The sequence below is a fragment of the Burkholderia sp. SRS-25 genome (genome assembly GCF_004343765.1).
Taxonomy (GTDB): Bacteria; Pseudomonadota; Gammaproteobacteria; order Burkholderiales; family Burkholderiaceae; genus Burkholderia; species Burkholderia contaminans.
On the sequence record NZ_PTXM01000023.1, the window covers coordinates 137938 to 160875 of the forward strand.

The 22938-nt window shown below is 68.1% G+C and carries 21 protein-coding genes; 4 read left to right on the forward strand and 17 right to left on the reverse strand.

All coding sequences use genetic code 11. The features are described from left to right. Positions 1 to 22 precede the first annotated feature (22 nt). The gene (gene ahpF / locus C5O79_RS29985; RefSeq protein WP_122475510.1) at positions 23 to 1621 is read left to right on the forward strand and encodes an alkyl hydroperoxide reductase subunit F; all 1599 of its coding nucleotides are present in this window, start codon (positions 23 to 25) and stop codon (positions 1619 to 1621) included. Between the two features lie 95 nt (positions 1622 to 1716). On the opposite strand, the gene C5O79_RS29990 is transcribed toward ahpF, so the two are convergent. From C5O79_RS29990 to C5O79_RS30025, 8 genes are all read right to left on the reverse strand, one after another. After that, positions 1717 to 2487 (reverse strand): extensin, encoded by a 771-nt coding sequence (locus C5O79_RS29990; protein ID WP_122475508.1) that lies wholly within the window; start codon positions 2485 to 2487, stop codon positions 1717 to 1719. Positions 2488 to 2647: 160 nt separating this feature from the next. Next, entirely contained in the window at positions 2648 to 3202 is a 555-nt protein-coding gene (locus C5O79_RS29995) for a carboxymuconolactone decarboxylase family protein (protein WP_046547539.1), read from the reverse strand. Positions 3203 to 3234: 32 nt separating this feature from the next. Continuing rightward, the gene (locus C5O79_RS30000) at positions 3235 to 4569 is read right to left on the reverse strand and encodes an aspartate aminotransferase family protein (protein WP_122475506.1); all 1335 of its coding nucleotides are present in this window, start codon (positions 4567 to 4569) and stop codon (positions 3235 to 3237) included. A gap of 15 nt (positions 4570 to 4584) precedes the next feature. After that, the gene (locus tag C5O79_RS30005; RefSeq protein WP_122475504.1) at positions 4585 to 5634 is read right to left on the reverse strand and encodes a C45 family peptidase; all 1050 of its coding nucleotides are present in this window, start codon (positions 5632 to 5634) and stop codon (positions 4585 to 4587) included. Between the two features lie 20 nt (positions 5635 to 5654). After that, entirely contained in the window at positions 5655 to 6383 is a 729-nt protein-coding gene (gene glnQ / locus C5O79_RS30010; RefSeq protein WP_046547536.1) for a glutamine ABC transporter ATP-binding protein GlnQ, read from the reverse strand. Continuing rightward, the gene (gene glnP / locus C5O79_RS30015; protein WP_011355557.1) at positions 6380 to 7036 is read right to left on the reverse strand and encodes a glutamine ABC transporter permease GlnP; all 657 of its coding nucleotides are present in this window, start codon (positions 7034 to 7036) and stop codon (positions 6380 to 6382) included. The genes glnQ and glnP overlap by 4 nt, the downstream gene beginning before the upstream one ends. 66 nt (positions 7037 to 7102) lie before the next feature. Further along, the gene (glnH, locus tag C5O79_RS30020; protein WP_122475501.1) at positions 7103 to 7855 is read right to left on the reverse strand and encodes a glutamine ABC transporter substrate-binding protein GlnH; all 753 of its coding nucleotides are present in this window, start codon (positions 7853 to 7855) and stop codon (positions 7103 to 7105) included. Between the two features lie 365 nt (positions 7856 to 8220). Continuing rightward, complete coding sequence (locus C5O79_RS30025; RefSeq protein WP_122475499.1) at positions 8221 to 11760, reverse strand: ABC transporter ATP-binding protein; 3540 nt, start codon at positions 11758 to 11760, stop codon at positions 8221 to 8223. A gap of 119 nt (positions 11761 to 11879) precedes the next feature. On the opposite strand from C5O79_RS30025, the gene C5O79_RS30030 reads away from it, so the two are divergent. Then, positions 11880 to 12848: a LysR family transcriptional regulator gene (locus C5O79_RS30030; protein ID WP_122475497.1), complete on the forward strand. Its 969-nt coding sequence runs from the start codon at positions 11880 to 11882 to the stop codon at positions 12846 to 12848. A gap of 27 nt (positions 12849 to 12875) precedes the next feature. Here C5O79_RS30030 and C5O79_RS30035 read toward each other — a convergent pair whose 3' ends face one another. Further along, entirely contained in the window at positions 12876 to 13247 is a 372-nt protein-coding gene (locus C5O79_RS30035; protein ID WP_122475495.1) for an MAPEG family protein, read from the reverse strand. A gap of 301 nt (positions 13248 to 13548) precedes the next feature. On the opposite strand from C5O79_RS30035, the gene alr reads away from it, so the two are divergent. After that, entirely contained in the window at positions 13549 to 14670 is a 1122-nt protein-coding gene (gene alr / locus C5O79_RS30045; protein ID WP_122475491.1) for an alanine racemase, read from the forward strand. Between the two features lie 153 nt (positions 14671 to 14823). Here the strand turns inward: alr and C5O79_RS30050 are convergent, their stop codons facing one another. Together C5O79_RS30050 and C5O79_RS30055 are read right to left on the reverse strand one after the other, a co-directional pair. Continuing rightward, a complete protein-coding gene (locus C5O79_RS30050; protein ID WP_047851069.1) occupies positions 14824 to 15618 on the reverse strand; it encodes an enoyl-CoA hydratase in 795 nt (264 codons plus the stop codon). Between the two features lie 168 nt (positions 15619 to 15786). Further along, on the reverse strand, positions 15787 to 17208 hold the full coding sequence (locus tag C5O79_RS30055; protein ID WP_122475489.1) for an MFS transporter: 1422 nt from the start codon (positions 17206 to 17208) through the stop codon (positions 15787 to 15789). Positions 17209 to 17341: 133 nt separating this feature from the next. Between C5O79_RS30055 and C5O79_RS30060 the strand changes: the two genes are divergently transcribed. Beyond that, positions 17342 to 18223, forward strand: coding sequence for a LysR family transcriptional regulator (locus C5O79_RS30060; RefSeq protein ID WP_174242158.1), 882 nt, complete (start codon positions 17342 to 17344; stop codon positions 18221 to 18223). A 23-nt stretch (positions 18224 to 18246) separates the two neighbouring features. On the opposite strand, the gene C5O79_RS30065 is transcribed toward C5O79_RS30060, so the two are convergent. From C5O79_RS30065 to C5O79_RS30090, 6 genes are all read right to left on the reverse strand, one after another. Next, positions 18247 to 19200: a hypothetical protein gene (locus C5O79_RS30065; protein ID WP_122475485.1), complete on the reverse strand. Its 954-nt coding sequence runs from the start codon at positions 19198 to 19200 to the stop codon at positions 18247 to 18249. Positions 19201 to 19251: 51 nt separating this feature from the next. Next, positions 19252 to 19704, reverse strand: a complete 453-nt coding sequence (locus C5O79_RS30070; protein ID WP_046548510.1) for a DUF3592 domain-containing protein — start codon at positions 19702 to 19704, stop codon at positions 19252 to 19254. A 515-nt stretch (positions 19705 to 20219) separates the two neighbouring features. Then, positions 20220 to 20585 carry a response regulator gene (locus C5O79_RS30075; RefSeq protein WP_011355572.1) on the reverse strand — a complete coding sequence of 122 codons (366 nt, stop codon included), beginning with the start codon at positions 20583 to 20585 and terminating at the stop codon, positions 20220 to 20222. Positions 20586 to 20625: 40 nt separating this feature from the next. Beyond that, positions 20626 to 21585 (reverse strand): chemotaxis protein CheX, encoded by a 960-nt coding sequence (locus C5O79_RS30080; protein WP_122475483.1) that lies wholly within the window; start codon positions 21583 to 21585, stop codon positions 20626 to 20628. A 41-nt stretch (positions 21586 to 21626) separates the two neighbouring features. After that, positions 21627 to 22208 carry a hypothetical protein gene (locus C5O79_RS30085; RefSeq protein WP_122475481.1) on the reverse strand — a complete coding sequence of 194 codons (582 nt, stop codon included), beginning with the start codon at positions 22206 to 22208 and terminating at the stop codon, positions 21627 to 21629. Further along, positions 22205 to 22933 carry a methyl-accepting chemotaxis protein gene (locus C5O79_RS30090; RefSeq protein WP_122477387.1) on the reverse strand — a complete coding sequence of 243 codons (729 nt, stop codon included), beginning with the start codon at positions 22931 to 22933 and terminating at the stop codon, positions 22205 to 22207. The genes C5O79_RS30085 and C5O79_RS30090 overlap by 4 nt, the downstream gene beginning before the upstream one ends. Positions 22934 to 22938 lie beyond the last annotated feature (5 nt).

Consider the following 22938-nt stretch of genomic DNA (forward strand, 5'->3'; position numbering starts at 1 on the left):
TCAATACGGAATCCGAAACGCCATGCTCGACGCCAATCTCAAGAACCAACTCAAAGCGTACCTCGAAAAGATCACGCGCCCGATCGAACTCGTCGCCTCGCTCGACGACAGCGCGAAATCGCAGGAACTGCTGGCGCTGCTGACCGAGATTGCGTCGCTGACGGATCGCGTGACCGTGACCGAACGCCGCGACGACGCCGAGCGCAAGCCGTCGTTCTCGATCGGCGAGCCCGGCAAGCCGGCCGGCATCCGCTTCGCCGGCATTCCGATGGGCCATGAATTCACGTCGCTCGTGCTCGCGCTGCTGCAGACGGGCGGCCATCCGATCAAGCTCGACGACGACGTGATCGAACAGATCCGCGCGCTCGACGGCGACTACGCGTTCGAGACGTATTTCTCGCTGTCGTGCCAGAACTGCCCGGAAGTCGTGCAGGCGCTGAACGTGATGTCGTTGATCAACCCGCGCATCCGTCACGTCGCGATCGACGGCGCGCTGTTCCAGGGTGAAGTCGAGTCGCGCCAGATCATGGCCGTGCCGACGATGTTCCTGAACGGCGCGTCGTTCGGCCAGGGCCGCAGCAGCGTGAAGGAAATCCTCGCGAAGCTCGATACGGGCGCCAGCGCGCGTGCCGCGAAGTCGCTCGAGAACAAGCCGGTGTTCGATACGCTGATCGTCGGCGGCGGCCCGGCAGGCGCTGCAGCTGCGATCTACTCGGCGCGCAAGGGCATTGCAACCGGCGTCGTCGCCGAGCGCTTCGGCGGCCAGGTGCTCGACACGATGGCGATCGAGAACTTCGTGTCGGTGCAGGAAACCGAAGGGCCGAAGTTCGCGACCGCACTCGAACAGCACGTGAAGCAGTACGACGTCGACATCATGGACGTGCAGCGCGCAGATGCGCTGGTCCCGGGCGACGTGCACCAGATCCGCCTCGCGAACGGCGCGGTGCTGAAGGCGAAGACGATCGTCCTCGCAACCGGTGCGCGCTGGCGCGAAATCAACGTGCCGGGCGAGCGCGAATACCGCAACCGCGGTGTCGCGTACTGCCCGCACTGCGACGGCCCGCTGTTCAAGGGCAAGCGCGTCGCGGTAGTCGGCGGCGGCAACTCGGGCGTCGAGGCCGCGATCGACCTCGCCGGCATCGTGAAGGCCGTCACGCTGATCGAATACGGCGCGCAACTGCGTGCGGACGAAGTGCTGCAGCGCAAGCTGCGCAGCCTGCCGAACGTGACGATCGTCACGCAGGCGCAAACGACGGAGCTGACCGGCGACGGCAGCAAGCTGAACGGGCTCGTCTACAAGGATCTGCGCTCGGGCGACACGCAGCGCATCGATCTCGAAGGCGTGTTCGTGCAGATCGGCCTCGTGCCGAACACCGAGTGGCTGAAGGGGACGGTCGAACTGTCGAAGCACGGCGAGATCGTCGTCGATGCACGCGGCGCGACGTCGGTACCGGGCGTGTTCGCGGCCGGCGACGTGACGACGGTGCCGTTCAAGCAGATCGTGATCGCCGTGGGCGAAGGCGCGAAGGCATCGCTCGGCGCGTTCGACCACCTGATCCGGCAGGACGTCGCACCGGTTGCCGCCGCACAGCCGCAGGCCGAGGAAGCGGTCGCCGCGTAACGCGCGTCAGCCGGTCGGCACAACAGTTTGTCTCTCTTGACCCCGCATGCTTTGGTCGGCATGCGGGGTCCTTTTTATTCTCGAAGCGACGGCGGTTACTTGGTCGCGGTCGGGCCGCCGTTCGCGGGCGCCGGTGACGGTGCCGAGTTGAAATTGCTCGACTGCCTGACCAGTTGCTCGGTCATCGCCGCGGCAACCGGATTCGCGCCCGATGACGAACTGCCCTGCCGGTACGAGCCGCTGCTCGACGACATCGACGACATCGACGGCGGCGGCAACGACGGGTCGAGCTTCGCCGATTCCCTCACGAGCGCGGCCGTCTCCGGCGTTTCGGATTTCGTTGCGGAAGGTGCTGCCGCCGCATGGCGCTCGAGGCCGTCGCGCTTGCGCGGCGCGCGTTGCGTGACCTGCGCGGGTGCGAGTGCGGGTGCAGGTGCGGCCCGCTGCACGGGTTTGGCGGCCGGCGGTGGGGTCGAATCCTGCGCATCGACGGTCACGACGGTGACCTTCGGCGGCGGCGCGCTCGGCTTCGTCACCGGCTGCGGCTTGTCGCTGACGACCGGCACGGCCGGCGCTGCACTGACGCGTGCGGTTTCGGCCGGCGCAGAAGGCGCCGGTGCGGGGGGCGGCGGCGCGACAGCCGCCTGTTTCGGCGCCATCGCGGCGGCCGGAGCCGGCGGTGCGATGGCGCCCTGCACGGCGTGATCATTGCCCGCGGGTGCAGCGGCAACGGGCGCGGCCGAATCGCCGATGCCGGCATCTTCGATCGCGCGGTGATCCGCACGCAGGAGCATCACGTAGGCAGTGCCGGCCGCGGCTACCAGGAGCCCACCGGCGATCATCAAGGTCTTGCGGGTACTCGTCATGCTTGCTCACCGCTCATATCGACGTGAACAAGCCATCATACGCGGCGATCGGCCGTCGATCCCGCATGAATACATTTGGTTGCATTGTGCCGGAACAGGTCGGCAACACGTTCGTCAGACGTATCGCCCCCGTCGCTCCGGCACGATCAACGCACGGGTATTACTCCGGAAACGGCAATTCGGCCTGCCCTTGCGCGCGCATGCCGAACGTGTTCAGCGTCATCGCGACGAGCGCGTAGTAGCCGAGCAACGCGACGAGATTGACGACGGTTTCGTGGCCGAAGCGCGCTTGCGCCCGTTCGAACGTCGCATCGCTCACGCGCCGCGTGTCGTACAGCTCGCTCGCGAATGCATGGATCAGCGCGTCGTCGTCCGACTCGAATGCGGGTGCGACGCCGCGCCGGATCGCGTCGGCCGTCGCGGCCGGTACGCCCGCCTCGAGCGCGATCGGATGGTGGATGTGCCACTCAGCCTGCGACTGCCAGCGCGCGGCCGTCACGAGAATCGCGAGCTCCGACAGGCGCAGCGGCAGGCCCGTGCGATAGCGGCAGAACGCGCCGAGCTTCTGCGCGTGCTGCGCCAGCTCGGGGCTCGCGATCCAGCCGAGAAACGGCCCGTTCAGGTTGCCGCGCGGGCCGCTGAGAATGTCGGCCAGCACGGCCTTCTGCTCATCGGTGGCCGATGCGGGATCGAACGGAGGCAATCTGTTGGTCATGGCGAAGTCCGGACTAGGTTCAATGAATACGGTCACGCGCCGGCCGACGCGAGCGCCGCGCCGATCGCGCCCGACAACCGCTCGACGATCGTATCGATCTGCTGCGCGGTGCAAATGAACGGCGGCGCGACCAGGATGTGATCGCCGTGAACGCCGTCGATCGTGCCGCCCATCGGATACACCATCAGGCCGCGCTGCATCGCTTCGCGCTTGACCGCCGCATGCAGCTTCAGCGCGTGATCGAACGTCGCCTTGCTGTCGCGATCGCGCACGAGCTCGACGCCGACGAACAGCCCGCGGCCGCGCACGTCGCCGACATGCTGATGCGCGCCATAATGCTCGCGCAACGACGCGCGCAGTTGCTCGCCGCGCGCCTTCACGTTGTCGAGCAGCTTCTCTTCGGCGATCACGCGCTGCACTTCGAGCGCGGCCGCGCATGCGGTTGCGTGGCCCAGGTATGTGTGGCCGTGCTGGAAAAAGCCCGAGCCGTCGACGATCGTCCGGTAGATGCGGTCGCTCACCAGCGTCGCGCCGATCGGCTGGTAGCCCGCGCCGAGCCCTTTCGCGATCGTCAGCAGGTCGGGCGCGACGCCGTCTTCATCGCACGCGTACAGGTAGCCCGTGCGGCCCATCCCCGACATGATCTCGTCGAGAATCAACAGCACGCCGTACTTGTCGCACACGGCGCGAATCTTCTTCAGGTACGTGCGCACCGGCGGCACCGCGCCGGCCGTTGCGCCTACCACCGTCTCCGCGACGAACGCCGCGACGCTGTCCGCGCCGAGTTCGACGATCTTCCGCTCCAGTTCGTCCGCGAGGCGTTGCGCATACGCTTCGTCGGTTTCGCCCGCCTGCTGGTCGCGGTATGCATAACACGGGCTCACGTGGTGCGCGTCGATCAGCAACGGCAGGAACGGCTCGCGCCGCCACGCGTTGCCGCCGATCGCGAGCGCGCCGAGCGTATTGCCGTGATAGCTCTGGCGTCGCGCGATGAAATGGCGGCGCTGCGGCTCGCCCTTCTCGACGAAATACTGGCGTGCGAGCTTCAGCGCGGCCTCGACCGCCTCGGAGCCGCCCGACACGAAATACACGTGTTCGAGGCCGGCCGGCGCGGCAGCGACGAGCCGGTCGGCGAGTTCTTCAGCCACGTCGGTCGTGAAGAACGACGTATGCGCGTACGCCAGTTGCTGCGCCTGCCGCTTGATCGCGTCGATCACGCGCTGGTTGCTGTGGCCGAGACACGAAACGGCCGCGCCGCCGCACGCGTCGATATAGCGTTTGCCGGTCGAGTCGATGATCTCGATGCCGTCGCCTGCGACGGCAACGGGCAAGGTGGCGCGCGGAGCGCGATGAAAAACGGTCGTCATGCGTTGCCTCATGGATCAGGACGCGTCGTGCGTGCGTCCGGACGGCACGATGCGCGTCGCGAAACGCTGCGTGCCGTGTTGGTGAATGGTGAAATCGATCGATGCCGCGCCGATCGCGAACACGGCCGTGGCCAGCGTGTTCTCGTCGTCGGGGTCGGCCGGATCGTCGCGGTAGATCGGCAGTCCTTCCGGCGCGCGATCGCCGAGCACGCGCCGCAGCGCGGCTTCATCGATCGCGTCGATGGCGGGCGTCAGCGCTTCGACGCGACGCTGACGGTCGGCCGACGATTGCGTGACGATCTGCGCCTCCGCGTCGCAGCCGGGGTGCACGAGATGGTTCGCATGCCCCGCGAGCCGCGCGACGTCGATCACCGAACAGCGCGCGACGCTCGCCTCGATGCTCAGCAGCCGTGCATCGCCGGTCGCGCCGAGCGTGTGATGAAAGCCGCTCGCGCGTGCATGACCGCGCAGCACGTCGGCCGCCGCGTCGAGCGAAGTCGCATCGAGCACGGCGCGCGCGAGGATCATCCGCGGCACGCCCGCCGCCGGCGTGCGGATCCGCAGGTTGTTGATCGCCTGCGCGATACCCGCGCGGTTCGCGGCAAAGGTGTGGCCTGGCAGCGAGCCGGGGTAATAGAAGCTGATGAAGCCGGGCTTGCCCGCCGGTTGCACGTCGACGAGCAGGCAGCGCTCGCGCAGGTACGGATCGCCGTCCTCGTTGTGCGCGATCCAGCGCGTGCCAGCCGCGTCGCGCGCGGCAAGCGTCGTGCAGCCGTCCGGCGCGTTGTGGATCAGCTCGCCGCGGCAGTTCCACAGAAAGATGTCCTCGGCCGGCCAGCCGACACCGGCCGCGATCCCGTCCAGCTCCGCGACGAGATCGGGGTACGCGGCCAGCGCAGCCTGCCGCAGCGCGGCGACGAACGGATGGCCGCGCCAGCGGCGCACGGCCTGCCATGCGCTGCTCTGCTGCATGTATTCATCGAACACGGGGCGGGCGAGCTCGCCGAGGCACACACCGATGTCGAACGGCGCGCCGGCGATGACGGGAGAAAGGGAAAGCGGCATGTCGGATGGTTCGGTTTCGTTCAGGACACGTGTTTCAGGAATTCCTTCAGGCGCGGAGTCGGCGGCCGGTCGATCAGCTCGACCGGATGGCCGTCCTCGGCAATCCCGCCCTGATCCATGAACAGCAGGCGCGTGCCGACCCGCTTCGCAAAGCCGATCTCGTGCGTGACGACGATCATCGTCATACCCTCGGTCGCGAGATCCTGCATCACCTTCAGCACTTCGTGGCGCAATTCCGGATCGAGCGCCGAGGTCGGCTCGTCGAACAGCATCAGCCGCGGCCGGATCGCGAGCGCACGCGCAATCGCGACACGCTGCTGCTGGCCGCCGGACAGCTCCGACGGATAATGATTCGCGCGCGATTCGAGGCCGACCTTGTCGAGCAGCGCCATCGCCTGGTCGCGCGCTTCGGCGCGCGACGCACCGCGCACCTGCATCGGCCCGAACATCACGTTCTCGAGCGCGGTCATCTGCGGAAACAGGTTGAACTGCTGGAACACCATGCCGGCTTCGAGCCGGATGTTGCGGATCGTCGCCGCGTTGCCCCGCACGCTCTGGCCGTCGACGAGCAGTTCGCCGCCGGTGATTTTTTCGAGCGCGTTGATACAGCGCAGCATCGTCGACTTGCCCGAGCCGGACGGGCCGATCACGACGACCACCTCGCCCGCGTCGATCTTCAGGTCGATCTGCTTCAGCACCGGCACGTGGCCGAAGCTCTTCGACACGTTCTGGAATTCGATCATGCTCATAGGATCCTCATCCTCTTTTCGACGAGCCGAAGCGTCAGCGTCATGGCGCCGGTCAGCAACAGGTAGATGACGGCCACTGCAGTCCAGATCTCGACCGCCTGGAAATTGCCCGCGATGATTTCCTGCCCCTTGCGCGTCAGCTCGCCGACGCCGATCACGATGAACAGCGACGTGTCCTTCAGGCTCACGATGCACTGGTTGCCGAGCGGCGGAATCAGGCGCCGGAACGCCAGCGGCCCGACCACCTTCAGCAGCACGCGCGGCATCGACAAGCCCATCGCGAGCCCGGCCTCCGTCAGCCCCTTCGGGATCGACAGCAGCGCGCCGCGCACCACTTCCGCGAGATACGCGCCGGAATTCACCGTGATCGCGATGATCGCGGCCGTCAGGCCGTCGATGCGGATATGCGCGAGCAGCGGCAACGCGAAATACAGGAACATCACCTGCACGACGATCGGCGTGCCGCGGATCAATTCAATATAAACCTGTGCGAGCACGTTCATCGCCTTCGGCCCGTATGCGCGGAACATGCCCGCGATCATCCCGACGATGAAGCCGCCCACCAGCCCGAAAAATGCGATGAACACCGTCAACCGGACCCCGTCCATCAGGTCCGGCAACGCCGCCCAGATCGCCGACCAATCGAAATTCACTTGTCGCTCCCCGTTCGATTCAAGACCGACGCGGCCGCCCGGCCGCGCGCTGTTGCGGCGTCACGCTCACATCTTCGGCGGTTCGGCACCGAACCACTTCTTGTAGATCTGCGCGTAGCGGCCGTCGGCCTTGATCTTCACGAGCGACGCATTGACCTTCGGCACCAGCGCGCTGCCTTTCGGGAAGCCGATCCCGTACTTGTCGCCACTGACCGGCTGGCCCGCGACCTTCACCTTGCCCTTGCCCTCGTTGTTCACGAAGAACAGCACGTTCGGCGTGTCGTGCATCGCCGCGTCGACCCGGCCGGCTTCGAGTGCGAGGTAGGCCTGGTCGATGTTCGGGAACTGGCGGATCTCCTTCGGCTTCAGGTGCGCCTTGATCCAGTCGATCGTCGCGGTGCCCGTTTTCGCGGCGATCACCTTGCCGTTCAGGTCGTCGATCGACTTGATCGTCGTGTTGCCGGTCTGCACCATCGCGGCGAGCCCGCTGTCGTAGTACGGCGCGGAGAAGTCGATCGCCTTCCTGCGCTCTTCCTTGATCGTCATGCCCGACAGCGCGACGTCGATGTTCTGCGTCTGCAGCGCCGGGATCAGGCCCGCGAAATCCATCGGCTGGATCGTGTATTTCCAGCCCTGGTCCTTCGCGATCTCCGCCCACAGGTCGAGATCGAAGCCGACGTACTTGTCGCCCTGCTTGAACTCGAACGGCATGAACGACGTGTCGGTCCCGACGACGAGCGTCTTGGTGTCCGCGTGCGCGAGGCTTGCGCCGAGCGCGGCAACGACCGCGACGGCTTTCAGGAAGGAACGGCGACTCATGGTTTCTCTCCGCATGATTGAGCGATGGGCCGGCCACGCGGCCGGCGGAACGACGACATCAAGCCGCACCGCAACATGCGATGTCGAATTAGACCTTAGTGCAACAAGTGTTGTCAACGGCGATACTACGACAACAAAAAAGTGCGCAACAGGTAAATGCGTCAAGACAAACCCGGGGTGCGCGGGGCGGATAAATCGGAAGAAAGAGCGTGTGGCGCCGGGGCGAAATGCCCGGCCGGATCGTGATGCGCCGGCCGATGGCGGCGCGTGGGGAGCGGTTGGCGGTTGGCGGTTGGCTCGGCGCGGGTCAACACATGTTGCGAAATATGCGCGGCCTGGCCGGCCGCGCGCCGATGCAGCGTCGCTTACGCCGCGACCCCGCTCGCCTGATGCGACACGAGCCGCGCATACGCGCCCTGCCGCGCCATCAGGTCCGCATGCCGCCCCGCTTCGATCACGCTGCCGTGCTCCATCACGAGGATCAGGTCGGCATTGCGCACGGTCGACAGCCGGTGCGCGATGATGATCGACGTGCGCTGCGTCATCAGGTCTTCCAGCGCCGCGCGGATCTGCTGCTCGCTGATCGTGTCCAGATGGGACGTCGCTTCGTCGAGGATCAGCACCGGCGCATCCTTGAGGAACGCGCGTGCAATCGCGACACGCTGGCGCTGGCCGCCCGACAGTTGCACGCCGCGCTCGCCGACGCGCGTCGCCAGCCCATCAGGCAGCCGCGCGACGAAATCGCCGAGCGCCGCATGGTCGATCGCGCGCTGCACGTCCGCGTCGGACGCATCGCTCGCGGCGAGCCGGATGTTCGCTTCGAGCGTGTCGTTGAACAGGTAGGTATCCTGCGCAACCAGCGCGATGTGCTGCCGCAGGTCGTCGAGCCGCAAGTCGCGCAGATCGACGCCGCCGAGCGTCACGCGGCCCTGCTGCGGATCCCAGAAGCGCAGCAGCAGGCTCGCAACCGTCGACTTGCCGGCGCCCGATGCACCGACCAGCGCGACCGTGCTGCCGGGCGGCACCGCGAAGCTCACGCGGTCGATCGCGGGCACACTGCGGCCCGGGTACGTGAAGGACGTGGCCTCGAAACGCACGGCCGGATCGGCAGGCATCGCATGCGTGCCGTCCGCCACCGGCACCGGCTCCTTCTCCAGCGCGCGCAAGCGGCGCGTCGATGCGATCGTATCGGCGAGCTGGCGCGCGACCTGGCCGATTTCAGCCACCGGCATGAAAGCGGCCACGGCCACCAGCACCAGCAGCGGCAACGACTCGCGCGGAAACCAGCCGCGTGCGCACAGCAGCGCGCCGAGCGCTGCGACGACCAGCCCGCCGAGCCCGCTCGCGATTTCCAGCGCGGCACTCTGCGCCGACAGATCGTCGAGCAGCTTCGCGCGTTGCTTGCGGTACGCATCGACTTCGGCCACGAACGCTGCGCGCCGGCGCGCGACGGCCTGGAACGCGGTCAGCTCCGCAAGCCCCTGGATCGTTTCGGTCAGGTGCGCGCCGAGCTGGCCGAGCGCTTCGCGTGCGCCGGTGCCGAGCCGGTCGACATCTCGCCGCGCCAGCACCGGCGCGAGCCCGGCCCACGACAGGAACGGCAACAGCACGAGCGCGAGCGGCCAGGCGACCGACGCGAGCAGCACCAGCACGGCGGCCGGCACGAGCACCGCGACGAATGCGGGCGCCAGCGTGTGCGCATAGAAATACTCGACGGTCTCGACGTCCTGCGTCGCGAGCGACACCAGATCGCCGGAGCGGCGGCGCAGCAGCCCGGCCGGCGCGAGGCGTTCGAGCGTCGCGAACAGCGCAATGCGCATTTCCGCGAGCAACCGGTACGCCATGTCGTGCGCGAGCCAGGATTCGAGCCAGTGCAGCACGGCCGCCAACGGCGCGATCACGAGCAGCGCGGTGACGAGCGTCGGGCTCACGTGGCCGCCCGGCACCGCGCCGACCACCAGCGCGCCGATCACGCCGACGCCGATGAACGCGAGCACGCGGCCGATCCCGAACAGCACCGTCAGCACGACCTTGCCCGTCCACGGGCGCACGAAGCGCAATAGCGTCTGCAGGGTTTCCGGCCAGCCGATCTCCGCCGCATCGTCGTTCAACGGCCGCACCTGCGGGCCCGACGACGCGCGCGCGGTCGGGCCGGCCGTCGCCGCCGCACCGACCGACTCGGCGACCGCTTCCAGTTGCGGCCCCATCAGCCGGCGATACGGACCGTCGCGCGCGATCAGCGCCGCATGCGTGCCCTCGTCGACCACCTGCCCCTGGTCGAGCACCAGGATGCGATCGGCGCCGATCACGCTGGACAGCCGGTGCGCGAGCACGAGCGTGGTCCGCCCGCGGGTGAGCCGGTCGAGCGCCTGCTGGATCAGCGCTTCGTTCTCCGCATCGACCGACGACAGCGCCTCGTCGAGCAGCAGGATCGGCGCGTCGCGCAGCAGCGCGCGGGCAATCGCGAGGCGCTGGCGCTGGCCGCCCGACAGCATGAGCCCGCGTTCGCCGATGCGCGTCGCGTAGCCGTCGGGCAGCGCCGAAATGAAATCGTGCGCGTTGGCGGCACGCGCGGCAGCGATCATGTCCGCATCGCTCGCGTCGGGGCGGCCGAGCCGCAGGTTGTCGGCCACGCTGCCGTCGAACAACGTCGCATCCTGCGCGACGACCGCGATCATCTCGCGCACCTGGCCGGCATCGAGCGTGCGCACGTCGTGGCCGCCGATGCGGATCGCGCCGCCCTGCGCATCGTGCTGGCGCAGCAGCAGGCGCACGATGGTCGACTTGCCCGCACCGCTCGGCCCGACGATGGCCACCGTCTCGCCCTCGCGAACCGAAAAGCTCAGCGCCGCATGCGCGTCCGCGCGACGCCCCGGATACGCGAAGCGGACGGCGTCGAACGCGATCTCCGGCCGCAGGCCCGTCACACGCGGCGCGTCGGTGGCCGGTGCATGACTATCCGCATCGAGCAGCGCATGGATCGCATTCGCCGCCGACTGGCCGATCATCCCCTGGTGCAGCACGGAACGCAGATCACGCAGCGGCCGGAAGATTTCGCTGCCGGCCATCAGCACGATCAGCAGCGCCTCGAGGCTCATGTCGCCGTGCCGCACGCGCCACGCGCCGACCGCGATCGCGGCGGCCGCGCCGAGGCCGGTGCCGAGATCGGTGAAGAACCGCGTGAGCAGGCCGAGCGCGAGCACCCAGAACGTGCTGTCGGACAGCGCGCGCGCCTTCGCGGCCAGCTTCGCGCCGAATGCCGTGCTTTGCCCGAACGCCTTCAGCGTCGGCAGGCCTTGCACCGCGTCGAGAAATTCCTCGCCGAACGCCTTGAACGCTGCGGAGCGCGCGAGCGCCGCGCGCTTGTCGGCACGGTGCACGAGTTGCGGCAGCGCGAGCGTGACGAGCGCCGCGACCAGCAGGATCGCGGCCGTCGGCACATCCCACCACGCGAGCACCGCGAAGATCATCACCGGCGCGCACGCGGCGATCACGAGTTGCGGCAGGTAGGTGCCGAAAAAGGTCTGCAGCTGCTCGACGCCGTCGACGACGGCCAGCATCACGCCGCCCGTGCGTTCGCCGCTGAACCACGCGGGGCCGAGTGCGGCGATCCGGTCGAACAGCCGCGCGCGCAACGTGGCCTGCACGCGCCCGGCCGTGTGCTGCGCGAGCACCGTACGGCGATGGTCGAGCCACGCGCGCAGCAGCACGCAGGCCGCCGTTGCAACGACGGCTTCGCCGATGCTGCGTGCCGGCGCGCCGGAAAAGACCAGCGCCAGCACGCGGCCGAGAAATACGAAACGCAGGATCCCGACACCCATCGCGAGCAGGCCGAGCGCGACGGCCGCGGCAACCCGCCAGCGCAGTCCCGCCATCATTGCCCATAGTCGTCGGTCGAAATACATGAAGCCCTCCGGTCGTGTCCGATGATGTTTTTTCTTGACCGGATCGAGGCTACCCGCGCGGCCCGTGCGCGGCAAAAGATGATTTTTCAACGGGTGTTGAGTCAACTACAATACCCCGCATGTCGCACCTCCCTCCCCTCAGCGCATTGCGAGCTTTCGAGGCGGCCGTCCGCCTCGGCGGGTTCGCGCGCGCGGCGGCGGAGCTGAACGTGTCGACGAGCGCGGTCAGTCACCAGATTCGCGCGCTCGAGGAATCGCTTGGCGCACGGCTGCTCGAACGCAGCACGGGGCTCGGCGGCATCAGCCTCACGCCGGCCGGCGCACGCCTGCTGCCGGCGGTCAGCGATGCGCTGTCGCGGCTGACCGACGCCTGTGCGGAAATTCGCGGCACCGCGCAACGGCTCACCGTATCCGCCAACGCGCCGTTTTCGGCGATGTGGCTCGCACGCCGCCTCGCGGAATTCTCGTCGCTTCATCCCGACACGCCGCTGCATGCCGTCGTGCTCGACGACGAACCGGATTTCGCGCGCAGCGGCGTCGATCTGGCGATCGTGCACGTGCCCGCGCACCGGCTGCAGGCCGCCGACGACATCCTGCTGCAGGAAACTGTGTTCCCGGTATGCAGCCCCGAACTGCATCCGTTTGCGTCCGTGAACGTGTGCCGCTCCCGGCTGCTTCAGGAGATGCACGAACACAGCCCCGAGATCGACTGGCGCAACTGGTCCACGGAGTTCGGCCTGCCGGGCGACTTCGAGACGAAGATCGTCCGCTACAGCAGTTTCAGCCAGGTCATCGGCGCGGCGGTCGGCGGCGCGGGCATCGCGCTCGGCCGCGCGCCGCTGATCGAACCCGAGCTGCGCAGCGGGCGCCTCGTGCCACTGAGGCCGGGCCTCGAACGCGCCGCGTCATGGCGCTTCGTGCTGCGCCGCAACCCGTCGACGCGGCACCGGCTGCTCGATCCACTGATCGCGTTCCTGCGCCGCGAAGCGGAAGCGGACGCGGCAGCAGCGCCGGTCGCGGGCCCGATCGTTGCGCCCGCATCCAACGACAGCCTCGTGCACGGCACGGGCCGCGCGACCGGCAAGTAACGCGCCGGCCTCGCCCGCTTGCGCCGCTTACGGCGCGGCGAAGAACAACGCCACCACGCACGCCATCCCGCCGAACCAGACGAGCGAGCGCATCGACGCCCAGTTCAGCAGGTACATCAGCATGTAGACGATGCGGATCGCGACGAACGCCATCGCAAGCTGGTCGACACGATGCACGTTCGCGCCGTTGTGCCATGCCACCACCAGCGCGGCCGTGAACAGCGCAAGCGCTTCCCAGCCGTTCTGGTGCGCGGCCTGCGCGCGAGCGCGCCAGCCTTCGAGTTTCGCCAGGTAGTCGCGCGGCGCGCGGTTGTCGTAGCCCTTGCGGGCCTTCGCGAGAAACGTCATCGAGAACGGCAACAGCGCCACGATGAACAGGCACAGCTGGGAAGTCGTCATCAAAAGTCTCCTCCTTTATGATTACATTAATCAATGACAAGATCGCCGAGAGCTTAGCATTGCGCCGCGCTGTTCGCGCACCGGTTTTCTAGATGGGAGACTCGGCTGCACGGCCCGCCGGCAGCCGCGACACGCCTGGTTCGACACCACAATTTCCACCAAATCATCGACAAAAACGTTAATTAAAACTGGTCGAACACCAATAAGATAGCGTTCACCACTGGCCTGACGCGTTGTCGCGCCAGGCCGCCGAACCCGCGCCGCTGCGCGCATCGAACGACATCCGATCCGAGACATCGCCATGCCCCGTCCCATCGTCGCCCATATCCGCCCTGACGCCGTCCGCCACAACCTCGACTTCATCCGCCTCACCGCCGCGCAATCGCGCGTGTGGGCCGTGATCAAGGCCAATGCGTACGGTCACGGCATCGAGCGGATCTACCCGGGCCTCGCAGCGGCCGACGGCATCGCGCTGCTCGATCTCGACGAAGCCGTGCGCGTGCGCGAACTCGGCTGGGACAAGCCCGTGCTGCTGCTCGAAGGGGTCTTCGAGCCGGCCGACGTCGAGCTGGCCGATCGCCACCGCCTGACGGTGGCCGTGCACTGCGACGAGCAGCTCGACCTGCTGATCGCGGCCAAGCCGCAGCAGCCGATCGACATCCAGCTCAAGATGAATTCCGGGATGAACCGCCTCGGCTACCGCCCCGCCGCTTTCCGTGCCGCGTGGGAGCGCGCGGCGGGCGCGCCGTCGATCGGCAAGATCACGCTGATGATGCATTTCGCGAACGCCGACGAAGGTGAAGTCGACTGGCAGCTCGACCAGTTCGATGCGGCGACGGCGGGAATTCCGGGCGAGCGCTCGACATCGAATTCGGCCGCCGTGCTGTGGCATCCGCGCGCGCACCGTGACTGGGTGCGGCCCGGCACGATCCTGTACGGCGCGTCGCCGACGGGCGTGGCACGGGATATCGCCGATACGCCGCTGATGGCCGCGATGACGCTGACGAGCAAGATCATCGGCGTGCAGACGCTGTCGCCGGAAGAGACCGTCGGCTACGGCCGCCGCTTCACGGCCGACCGGCCGATGCGGATCGGCGTCGTCGCGTGCGGCTACGCGGACGGCTATCCGCGCCACGCACCGACCGGCACGCCGATCGCGGTGGACGGCGTGATGACGCGCGTCGTCGGCCGCGTGTCGATGGACATGCTGACCGTCGACCTGACGCCGTGCCCGAACGCGGGCATCGGATCGAGCGTCGAGCTGTGGGGCGACCAGGTGAAGGTGGATGACGTGGCGCAAGCCAGCGGCACGATCGGCTACGAGCTGATGTGCGCGCTCGCGCGCCGCGTGCCGGTCGTGATCGTGCCGCCGGGTGCGTCGAGCGAGCAGCCGACGCTGCGGACCGGGAGCTACGGGCGCTGACCGGCGGAGTTGCCGCGACGCACACGCTGTTGCGTCGCCTCGCGTGCGCTTCGGTTGCGGGTCGCCTCGGGCGGCCCGTTTGCTTTTCCGCGTGAGCGACAGGCGTGGGTTACGGCCCTGCCGCTTCGTTCGGCGAACGCATCCGGCGATGCGCTACGACCGCCACGTGGGCTTCCGTTTCTCGAGGAACGCGTCGATCCCTTCGCCCGCATCCTCTTCCATCATGTTGCGCGCCATCACGTCGCCCGCATACGCATAGGCTTCGTCGAGCGGCAACTCGCGCTGGCGATAGAACATCTGCTTGCCGTACCGCACCGCGGCCGGGCTCTTCGCGACGATCTCCGCGGCCTTGCGCGCGACGGCCGTGTCGAGCGCATCCTCGGGCACCGCCTCGTTGACGAGGCCCCACGCGACGGCCGTTGCCGCGTCGACGAAGCGCCCGGTCACGAGCATGTCGAACGCGCGCTTCGCCGTGACGTTGCGGCTCAACGCAACGGCCGGCGTCGAACAGAACAGCCCGACGTTGATGCCCGATACCGCGAAGCGCGCGGTATCGGCGGCGATCGCCAGGTCGCACGCGGCGACGAGCTGGCAGCCGGCCGCCGTCGCAATGCCGTGCACGCGTGCGATCACCGGCACCGGTAACGCGCGCATCGCGAGCATCACGCGGCTGCACTGCGCGAACAGCGTGCGGTAATAATCGAGTTCGGGCTTGCTGCGCATCTGCCGCAGGTCGTGGCCCGCGCAGAACGCCTTGCCTTCCGCGGCCAGCACGACGCAGCGCACGTGCGGATCGGCCGCCAGCGTATCGAACGCATCATGCAGGCTCGCGAGCATCGCCTCGGACAGTGCATTGAATTGCTGCGGACGATTCAGCCGCAGCGTGACGACGCCGTCGTGCGCGTCGCGCAACAGGATCGGCTCGTCCGTCTCTTGATCGGATTTCATGATGTTCCGCTCGATGGGGTTCGGCAGGATTCGATGCGGCGCGAACGGATGAAAATCGCATCCGTCCGGTCGCGGCGTCATGACGAAATGGTCCTCCACATTCCGCACGACGTCCAGCCGCGGCGCCGCATGCGTGCGCGGCTGCCTGCCGGCCACTCCGCTCGCCCGTCAACGGCTCCGTTGCGCGGCTTCCGCGCGGCCTGCCGTCCTCGCAGCCAGCGCGGCAATTGCGTAGGCGACACATCCGAGCGCCGCGACCGCCCATAGCGCATCGGTCAGATCCGGCAACAGTATCGTCGCGGCGCCTGCGAGGGCCACGCCGAGCAGGCTGCCGGCCTGCCGTGCCGCGTTGAGGAACCCGGATGCCACGCCCGCCGCATCGGCAGGCACCTGTTCGAGCACCGTCGCGATCATCGGCGCCACCGACAGCGCGGTGCCGGTGCCGAATGCAGCCATGGCCATCCAGACCACCGGCCACGGCGCACGCAGCGCGAGCGCCATCGCGATCGCCGGAACGGCCAGCGCCGCCATCGCGAGGCCGTTCGCCATCAGCCTGACCGGACGAACACGGCCATGCAGCTTTCCCGACAGCAGATTGCCGAGCGACAGACTCAGCGCGAACGGCAACAGCGTCAGCCCCGTCTGCCGCGCGCTCATGCCGAAGCGTCCGTGCAGGTACAGGCTCAGCACGAACAGCAGCCCGAAGTAGCCGACATAGACGAGGCTGCCCATCAGGTTCATCGCGACGAAAACGCGATTGCGAAACCATGCGAGCGGCACCATCGGATGGCGGGCACGCCGCTCGACGACGATCAGCACGGCGGCCGCGAGCGCGGCGATCAGCAGCGCGCAGCGGACCTCCGTGGCACCCGTGCCGCGCGTCGGCAATTCGATCACCGCGAAACAGAGCGCGCCGAGCGCCGTCGCACCGATGCACTGGCCGGCCCAATCGAAGTGGCGCACATGCTGCGCGACCGATGCCCGAACGCGTGCCGCCGCCCCGGCAAAAGCGACCGCGCCGGTCGGTACGTTGATCAGGAATGCGCTGCGCCAGCCGAAATCGTCGACGAGGATGCCGCCCAGCACCGGTCCCACGGCGACGGCAACCGACGCGATGCCCGCCCAGACCGCAATCGCCCGCGCCCGCTCGGCGGGCACGTCGAAGGTGCTGCGCACGATCGCGAGCGACGCGGGCAGGAAGAGCGCGGCACCCATGCCCTGCCCGAAGCGCGCGATCACGAGAATCGCAACCGACGACGCGACGCCGCACGCCGCCGATGCACCGACGAACAGCGCCAGCCCCGCGAGATACACGCGCTTCGCGCCGAACCGGTCGGACAGCGCGCCGCCCGCGAGAATCAGCGCGGCGAAGCTGAGCGTATAGGCGTCGACGATCCACGCGAGTTCGGCGACCGTCGCGCCGAGGCTCGTCCGCATCGCGGGCAGCGCCACGTTGACGATCGTCGAATCGAGGACCGCCATGAACATGCCGATCGCGACGAGCGCCAGCGTGAAGCGCTGCTCGCGCGCCGTGGGGCGATACGCGGCCGTTATCGGCACGGGGATGGATACAGGATTGCAATCGGACATGAAACCTCCAGACGGATGCCAGGAGTCTAGAAATGACCTGGGATGCAGAAAAGTGGTAATTTCGCATTTTCGTGATGCAGATTTGCATCACCCGTTCCGCACACCGCCCTGCCCGATGACACAGTCGCCCCGCATGAACTGGGACAACGCCCGCTTCTTCCTGGCCCTGGCGCGCACCGGCACGCTGCGCAGCGCCGCGGCGCAACTGAACGTCGACCAGGCGACGGTGGGACGCCGGATCGCCGCGCTGGAAGATGAACTCTCGGCCCGCCTCTTTCTTCGAACGCCGACCCTCTATGTGCTGACGACCGCGGGCGAAGCCCTGCTCGAACCGGCCGAAACGATGGAACGGGCGTCACTCACGATCGAACGCCGCGTGATGGGGTTCGACGAGCAGTTGGCCGGGTCCGTACGCATCGCCACGACCGACTCGCTCGGCAAGCGTTTCGTGGTGCCCGCGATCGCGCAGCTGCGGCGCAAGCATGCAGGCATCGACGTCGTGTTAGTGACATCGGCCGAAATCGCCAACCTCACGCGCCGTGAAGCGGACCTCGCGATTCGCACGTTGCGGCCGGATTCGCCGGATCTGATCGTCAGGCGGCTCGGGCAGCTCGAAACGGGTATCTATGCTTCGCGCCGCTACCTGGCCGAGCGAGGCGAACCGGTCGCCGGCAGCGCGTTCGATGGACACGATCTGGTGATGTACCAGCAGCCGGTGGTGCCGACGATGTGGGACGCGCTGTGCGGCGAACCGACTTCGCGCGGCCGCGTGATGTTCCAGACATCGTCGACGATGATGCTGGTCGAGGCTGCGCTGGCGGGGCTCGGCATTGCAGAGCTGCCGTGCTTCCGCGCCGACGCGGAGCCCGAACTGGTGCGTCTCATGGCGCGGCGATGCAATCATTTCGACGTGTGGCTCGTCGCCCATGCCGATCTCTACAAGACCGCGCGCGTGCAGGCGGTGATCGAAGCCGTCGTCGACGAATTCGCGACGGTCACGGTGGCGGGCCGTTGACGATCCGGTCGCGCGCCGCTTCGTCAGCGCGGCTGATACGCGCGATCCGCGGCGGACCAGCGAAACGTCTGGCGCCATTTGCCGCCGCGCTCGCGCAACTGCAGGTCGCGGGAGCCTTCCGTCGAAGTCGACAGCACGCTGAGCGTATTGCTGCCTTCCGTGATGTCGTGATCGCGCGTGCCGTCGCGGTGCCAATCGCCGGCGATATCCCGGTAGAACATCATCGGCTGCGCAAACACGACGCGCAGCGTCTTGCCGTCGACCCGGAACAGGTACAACGCCTCGAACGATGCGCCGCCGCCCGCATACCCGATCGACCAGCCCGCTCGCACGCCGAACGCAGCATCGCCGTCGCGCAGCAGATACGGCGCGAGATCGAACCGCGACCACCGCTCGGGCCGTAATGCGAGATCAGCCGCCTGCGTCGTCTGTTCGAGGGCGTCCGGGCGGTCGAGATTCGTGTTGCCCCAGTCGGTGGCCTGGTCGAGCGGCTGTCCGGTACGTGCGACGAGGTGCGGCACGCCGTCCGGCCCGCGCTCGAACACGCCCAGCCAAACCTGTTCCTTCGGGTCATCGGCACTGGCATTGCGGTCGACGCCTTCACAATCGGCGGGCGCGCTGAATCGCAGTACCTCGCGCGCCCGGTCGTCGGTCGGTGCCACGCAAACGATCGCGACGAACGCACCGGGACGCTGCGGCCACGGTTTCGCGCCGGCCAGCACCACACGCGCGAACGGCTGGCCCGGGGCAAGCAGCGCCGCCAGCCCTTCCCTCGTGAAGCCGGGCGGCAGGTGCACGCCGAAACCGTCCGCTTGCGGTGCGCCGCTCATGTCGCGCGCATACGCGGCGCGGGCTTCGGCCGAATCGAACGTCTGCGGCACCTGGCCGAGCGAATGTGCGGTGCCAGCCGCGTGCGCGGAAAAGCCCGCGAATGCGGCACCGATCGCGATCAGCCACGGCATCGAGCGAATCGTCATGCTGGAATGTCCTTGAAATGTTTTCGTGGGGTTTCCGTTGGCAGCGCTCGATCACTGCTGCTTGCGCGCGCTGCGCCACGCGCGAATGCCCGACCACAGCTGGCCGACTCCGCACGAAAAAAACACGCCGCCCATCCCGCCGATCGTCAGCGCGGTGCCCCAGATTGCGCCGAACGTATTCATCCGCGCGCTCATCCTGGGCGCGTCGGGCGTGTAGCGCACCTCGACCGCCGCGCCATCCTCCACGCTGACGTCGCCGCCCTGCGCGTATTCGACGTGTTCGCCCGCCAGCGTCGTGAACGCGATCTCCGGATGGTGCCGCCCCGCATTCAGCTTGATGACGCGGCCCGGCACGACGATCGACGTCCGCAGGAATTCGCTCGTCGACCGAGCGGTCAGCGCAGCGGCGACCAGCATGCACGCGCCCAGGACGGTAAAGACGATGCCCTTCGCGATCCGTGTTTCCGTCTGATGCGCGTCGGCGCGTGCGGATTCGGACGCCATCCCGCTCACCTCGGCGCACCGGATCGATCGGCGCGCAGCAACGCACGCCGAGCGCGCGCCGGTGCGCATCGGCAATGCCGGCGGCTTCGTGTGCGCGATTGCCCTGCGCCGCGCCCGCGCGCGGCTCGCTCGATTCTGATTGTCATCGGAAGGGATCCCGTTCCTGATCGTTACAGATGCCGGGCGTGCCGCGCGATGCGCGAGCATCGCCGCCCTCGGCATCCGGCAGGATACGGACGTCGCGGCACGCTGTAAATCGTTTCGCCCGCCAACGATCAAGCGGCGTCGCTACTCATCGTTACTCATCGCGACCTGCCGCGCGCGCATGCGCCACTCGTCGGCGACACGCTGCAGCGCCCGCTGTGGACACGGCTCGACGGCCTCGCGGGCATGATCGTCGTGAAATGGCAGATGCCCGCGCCGGTGACGCGGAGGGTAACGCGGCGGCCGCGCAGCCCGACCCGCAGCATTGAATGCGAGTGCGGGCGGGCGCGCTCGATGTGACCTGCCGCGCGTCAGCCCGCGAGCTTCTTCAATGCGTCGAGCACCGCGTCGCCCTTGAACGGCTTCACGATCCAGCCCTTCACGCCGGCGGCCTTGCCGCGTTCCTTCATCGCCGGGCTGCTTTCGGTCGTCAGCATCACGACGTTGACCGTCGAGTTCGCCAGTTCGCCGCGGATCTTCTCGACCATCGTCAGGCCGTCCATGTTCGGCATGTTCACGTCGCTGATCACGAGGCGCACGCCAGGCGTCGCCTTGAGCTTCGCGAGCCCGTCCTTGCCGTCGACGGCCGTCGCGACGTCGAGCCCGTGATTGCGCAGGAAACCCGCGACCTCGTCGCGCACCGTGCCAGAATCGTCGACCACCAGAATCTTTGCCATGTCGTATTCCCCTTCCGTTCCTTTTTGCTGACTTCAGTATTCAAAACAGTTCGAGTTCGCCCGATTCGACCATCGGCCCGACGTCCTGCACCGATTCGCGGAAATCCTCCGGCGACCAGCTCAGGCTGAACACGAAGCGCTGGTCGAGGCACACGGAGCGCCCCGATGCCGGGTCGGTCATCCGGTACTTGAAGCAGAGCTGCGGGCAGTCGCCGCCGAACGAGATGAACTTCTGCTTGTGATTGACGACGAGCGGCACCTGCACCGGATGGCGCGCCAGCGCCTCGGCGTCGCCGAGATAGCGGTTCTTGAACGCGCCCCATACGAGGTTGGTCAGCTCGCCGAGCATGCTGTTCACGTCGCGGAAATCCGGCGCGCGGCCGGCGTCGCGCGTGCCGCCGATCATGTCGAGCAGCGGCTGCTCGCTCGTCTGCAGCAGCATGTAGCCGCGGCACCACGCGCTTTCGAGCGCGATCAGGCTGAACACTTCGCCGAAGATGATCTGGTCGCGCACGATGCACGGCGTTTCGTGCTCGATCGTCATGCCGGGGAACAGGCTGTCGATGCGCGCCTCGGTGATCTCCGAGATGCCGCGCACGAGCGCGTTCGGGTAGTCGCGGCCGAACAGGTATTCGTCGATCGCGCGCTTGAGCGGCGTCATGTCGTCCGCGACGTAGGCCGCGCATGCGACGCGCGCGAGCGCCTCCGGCAGCCCGTCGCGCGAGGCGAGCGATTCGCGGCGCAGGATGATCGGCAGCTCGGGGCGCAGCGCATCGATCTGCGTCGCGACGATCGCGCTCTCGGCCGGCGAACCGCCGTAATCCTCGGCGAGCAGGATCGCGCCGAGGTCGATGTTCGAGCGCAGCACCTTCAGCAGCCGGTTGCGCCGCACGGTCAGGCCGACCAGGTTGTGCTCGTCGCAGAAACGCTTGATCGCGTCGGCGTGCGCGCGACTGTCGTCGAGCACGAGCACCTTGCTGACGGGTTTGTCCAGGGTCATCTCAAGGTTTCCTCATGGTCGGTCGGGGTCGGTCCGGATCGTCAGAATAGTTCGAGCTCGCCGCCGGTTTCCATCACGGCCGTTTCCGGCACATGGAAATCGACCGGTGCGTTCGCGCACACGCACAACGTTGCGCCGACCCGCACGTCGCCATCGAGCGTCAGGTCGTAGGCGGCCACGTAATCGGGCGAGAGCGCGTGCATGAAGTCGATGCTCGCGCCGCTCAGCAGATAAGGCGTCGACATCCCGAGGTCGGGAAACGACGCGGTCAGCGCCTGGTTGATCGCGCCGCAACACAGGTTCGCGACTTCCATGAACGCGTCGGTCAACTGTCGCTGGCTGTTCGTGCCCGCCGTCGCGCCGGCGAAATGGCGGCGCGTCGCGTCGTCGTCGCTGAAGCGCAGCGCGAGCAGCAGGCGGAAATGCAGCGCGGAGATCGTCAGCACAACAACATGTTCGGGTGCCTGCGGCTTCGATCGCGACTTCGCGTGCGCGCGATCCGGCGCGTCGTGTTCGTGCCCGGCGGCCGGCCGGATATCGCATGCGCCGCCGGCCGCGAGCCGCGTGCGCGCGGCATCGAAAAAGATCCGTTCGAACCCGGCCCTCGCCTGCGCACTGATCACGCGGCTTCTCCTTCGATCCGCGCGCGCAGTTGCCCGGCCAGCGTCTCGACGGTCGCGAGCGCGGCCGTGATCATCTTGCCGCCGGCCTGGATGTCCTGGAACGTCGCGGCCGTCACGAGATCGTTGCGGTTCAGGCTGTCGCGATAGCTGTTCGACAGTTCCTGCGAGCGCGCCGCCAGCCCGCGCACCTCGCTCGCGACGATCGAGAAGCCGCGCCCGGCCGTGCCTGCGCGCGCGGCCTCGATCGATGCGTTCAGCGACACGATCGACACGTGCGCGACGATCGCCGACAGCTCCAGGTTCTTCGCGCGCATGTCCTGGTTCTGCGTGGTCAGCGAGATCATCTGCTCGTGCCAGCGCTCGAAGGTGCCGGCGAGCCCGCGCAGGCGCGCGGCTTCGTCGGCGATCTTCTGCGCGTGCTGCGCCAGTGCCGCGCGATCGGCCGACAACGCCTGCATCGCGTCGCGCTGCGTGCCTGCCGCGGACGTCTCGCGCGCCAGCGCATCCTCGAGCTGCGCCTCGCGCTGCGCCCATGCGTCGGCCGCCTCCGCATGCGCCGACGCCGCGTCGGCGACGCGCGCATCGGCCGCGTCGAGCGCGCTGCGCAACTGCGCCGTGTCGCGCTCGAGCGCCGCGACGAGCCGCTTGCGCGTCACGCGAAACAAGACCGCCGCCACGATTGCGACGACGACACCGCCCGCCAGTGCGGCGGCCATCTGGAGCATCCAAG

Excerpts from the sequence above, each read along its gene's own strand:
- alr (WP_122475491.1), top strand. The coding sequence starts at position 13,549 with ATGCCCCGTCCCATCGTCGCCCATATCCGCCCTGACGCCGTCCGCCAC.
- C5O79_RS30005 (WP_122475504.1), bottom strand. The coding sequence starts at position 5,634 with ATGCCGCTTTCCCTTTCTCCCGTCATCGCCGGCGCGCCGTTCGACATC.
- C5O79_RS30065 (WP_122475485.1), bottom strand. The coding sequence starts at position 19,200 with ATGACGATTCGCTCGATGCCGTGGCTGATCGCGATCGGTGCCGCATTC.
- C5O79_RS30060 (WP_174242158.1), top strand. The coding sequence starts at position 17,342 with ATGAACTGGGACAACGCCCGCTTCTTCCTGGCCCTGGCGCGCACCGGC.
- ahpF (WP_122475510.1), top strand. The coding sequence starts at position 23 with ATGCTCGACGCCAATCTCAAGAACCAACTCAAAGCGTACCTCGAAAAG.
- C5O79_RS30030 (WP_122475497.1), top strand. The coding sequence starts at position 11,880 with ATGTCGCACCTCCCTCCCCTCAGCGCATTGCGAGCTTTCGAGGCGGCC.
- C5O79_RS30000 (WP_122475506.1), bottom strand. The coding sequence starts at position 4,569 with ATGACGACCGTTTTTCATCGCGCTCCGCGCGCCACCTTGCCCGTTGCC.
- C5O79_RS29995 (WP_046547539.1), bottom strand. The coding sequence starts at position 3,202 with ATGACCAACAGATTGCCTCCGTTCGATCCCGCATCGGCCACCGATGAG.
- C5O79_RS30080 (WP_122475483.1), bottom strand. The coding sequence starts at position 21,585 with ATGACCCTGGACAAACCCGTCAGCAAGGTGCTCGTGCTCGACGACAGT.
- C5O79_RS30050 (WP_047851069.1), bottom strand. The coding sequence starts at position 15,618 with ATGAAATCCGATCAAGAGACGGACGAGCCGATCCTGTTGCGCGACGCG.
- glnH (WP_122475501.1), bottom strand. The coding sequence starts at position 7,855 with ATGAGTCGCCGTTCCTTCCTGAAAGCCGTCGCGGTCGTTGCCGCGCTC.
- glnQ (WP_046547536.1), bottom strand. The coding sequence starts at position 6,383 with ATGAGCATGATCGAATTCCAGAACGTGTCGAAGAGCTTCGGCCACGTG.
- C5O79_RS30075 (WP_011355572.1), bottom strand. The coding sequence starts at position 20,585 with ATGGCAAAGATTCTGGTGGTCGACGATTCTGGCACGGTGCGCGACGAG.
- C5O79_RS30035 (WP_122475495.1), bottom strand. The coding sequence starts at position 13,247 with ATGACGACTTCCCAGCTGTGCCTGTTCATCGTGGCGCTGTTGCCGTTC.
- C5O79_RS30090 (WP_122477387.1), bottom strand. The coding sequence starts at position 22,933 with ATGCTCCAGATGGCCGCCGCACTGGCGGGCGGTGTCGTCGTCGCAATC.
- C5O79_RS30070 (WP_046548510.1), bottom strand. The coding sequence starts at position 19,704 with ATGGCGTCCGAATCCGCACGCGCCGACGCGCATCAGACGGAAACACGG.
- C5O79_RS30025 (WP_122475499.1), bottom strand. The coding sequence starts at position 11,760 with ATGTATTTCGACCGACGACTATGGGCAATGATGGCGGGACTGCGCTGG.
- C5O79_RS30055 (WP_122475489.1), bottom strand. The coding sequence starts at position 17,208 with ATGTCCGATTGCAATCCTGTATCCATCCCCGTGCCGATAACGGCCGCG.
- C5O79_RS29990 (WP_122475508.1), bottom strand. The coding sequence starts at position 2,487 with ATGACGAGTACCCGCAAGACCTTGATGATCGCCGGTGGGCTCCTGGTA.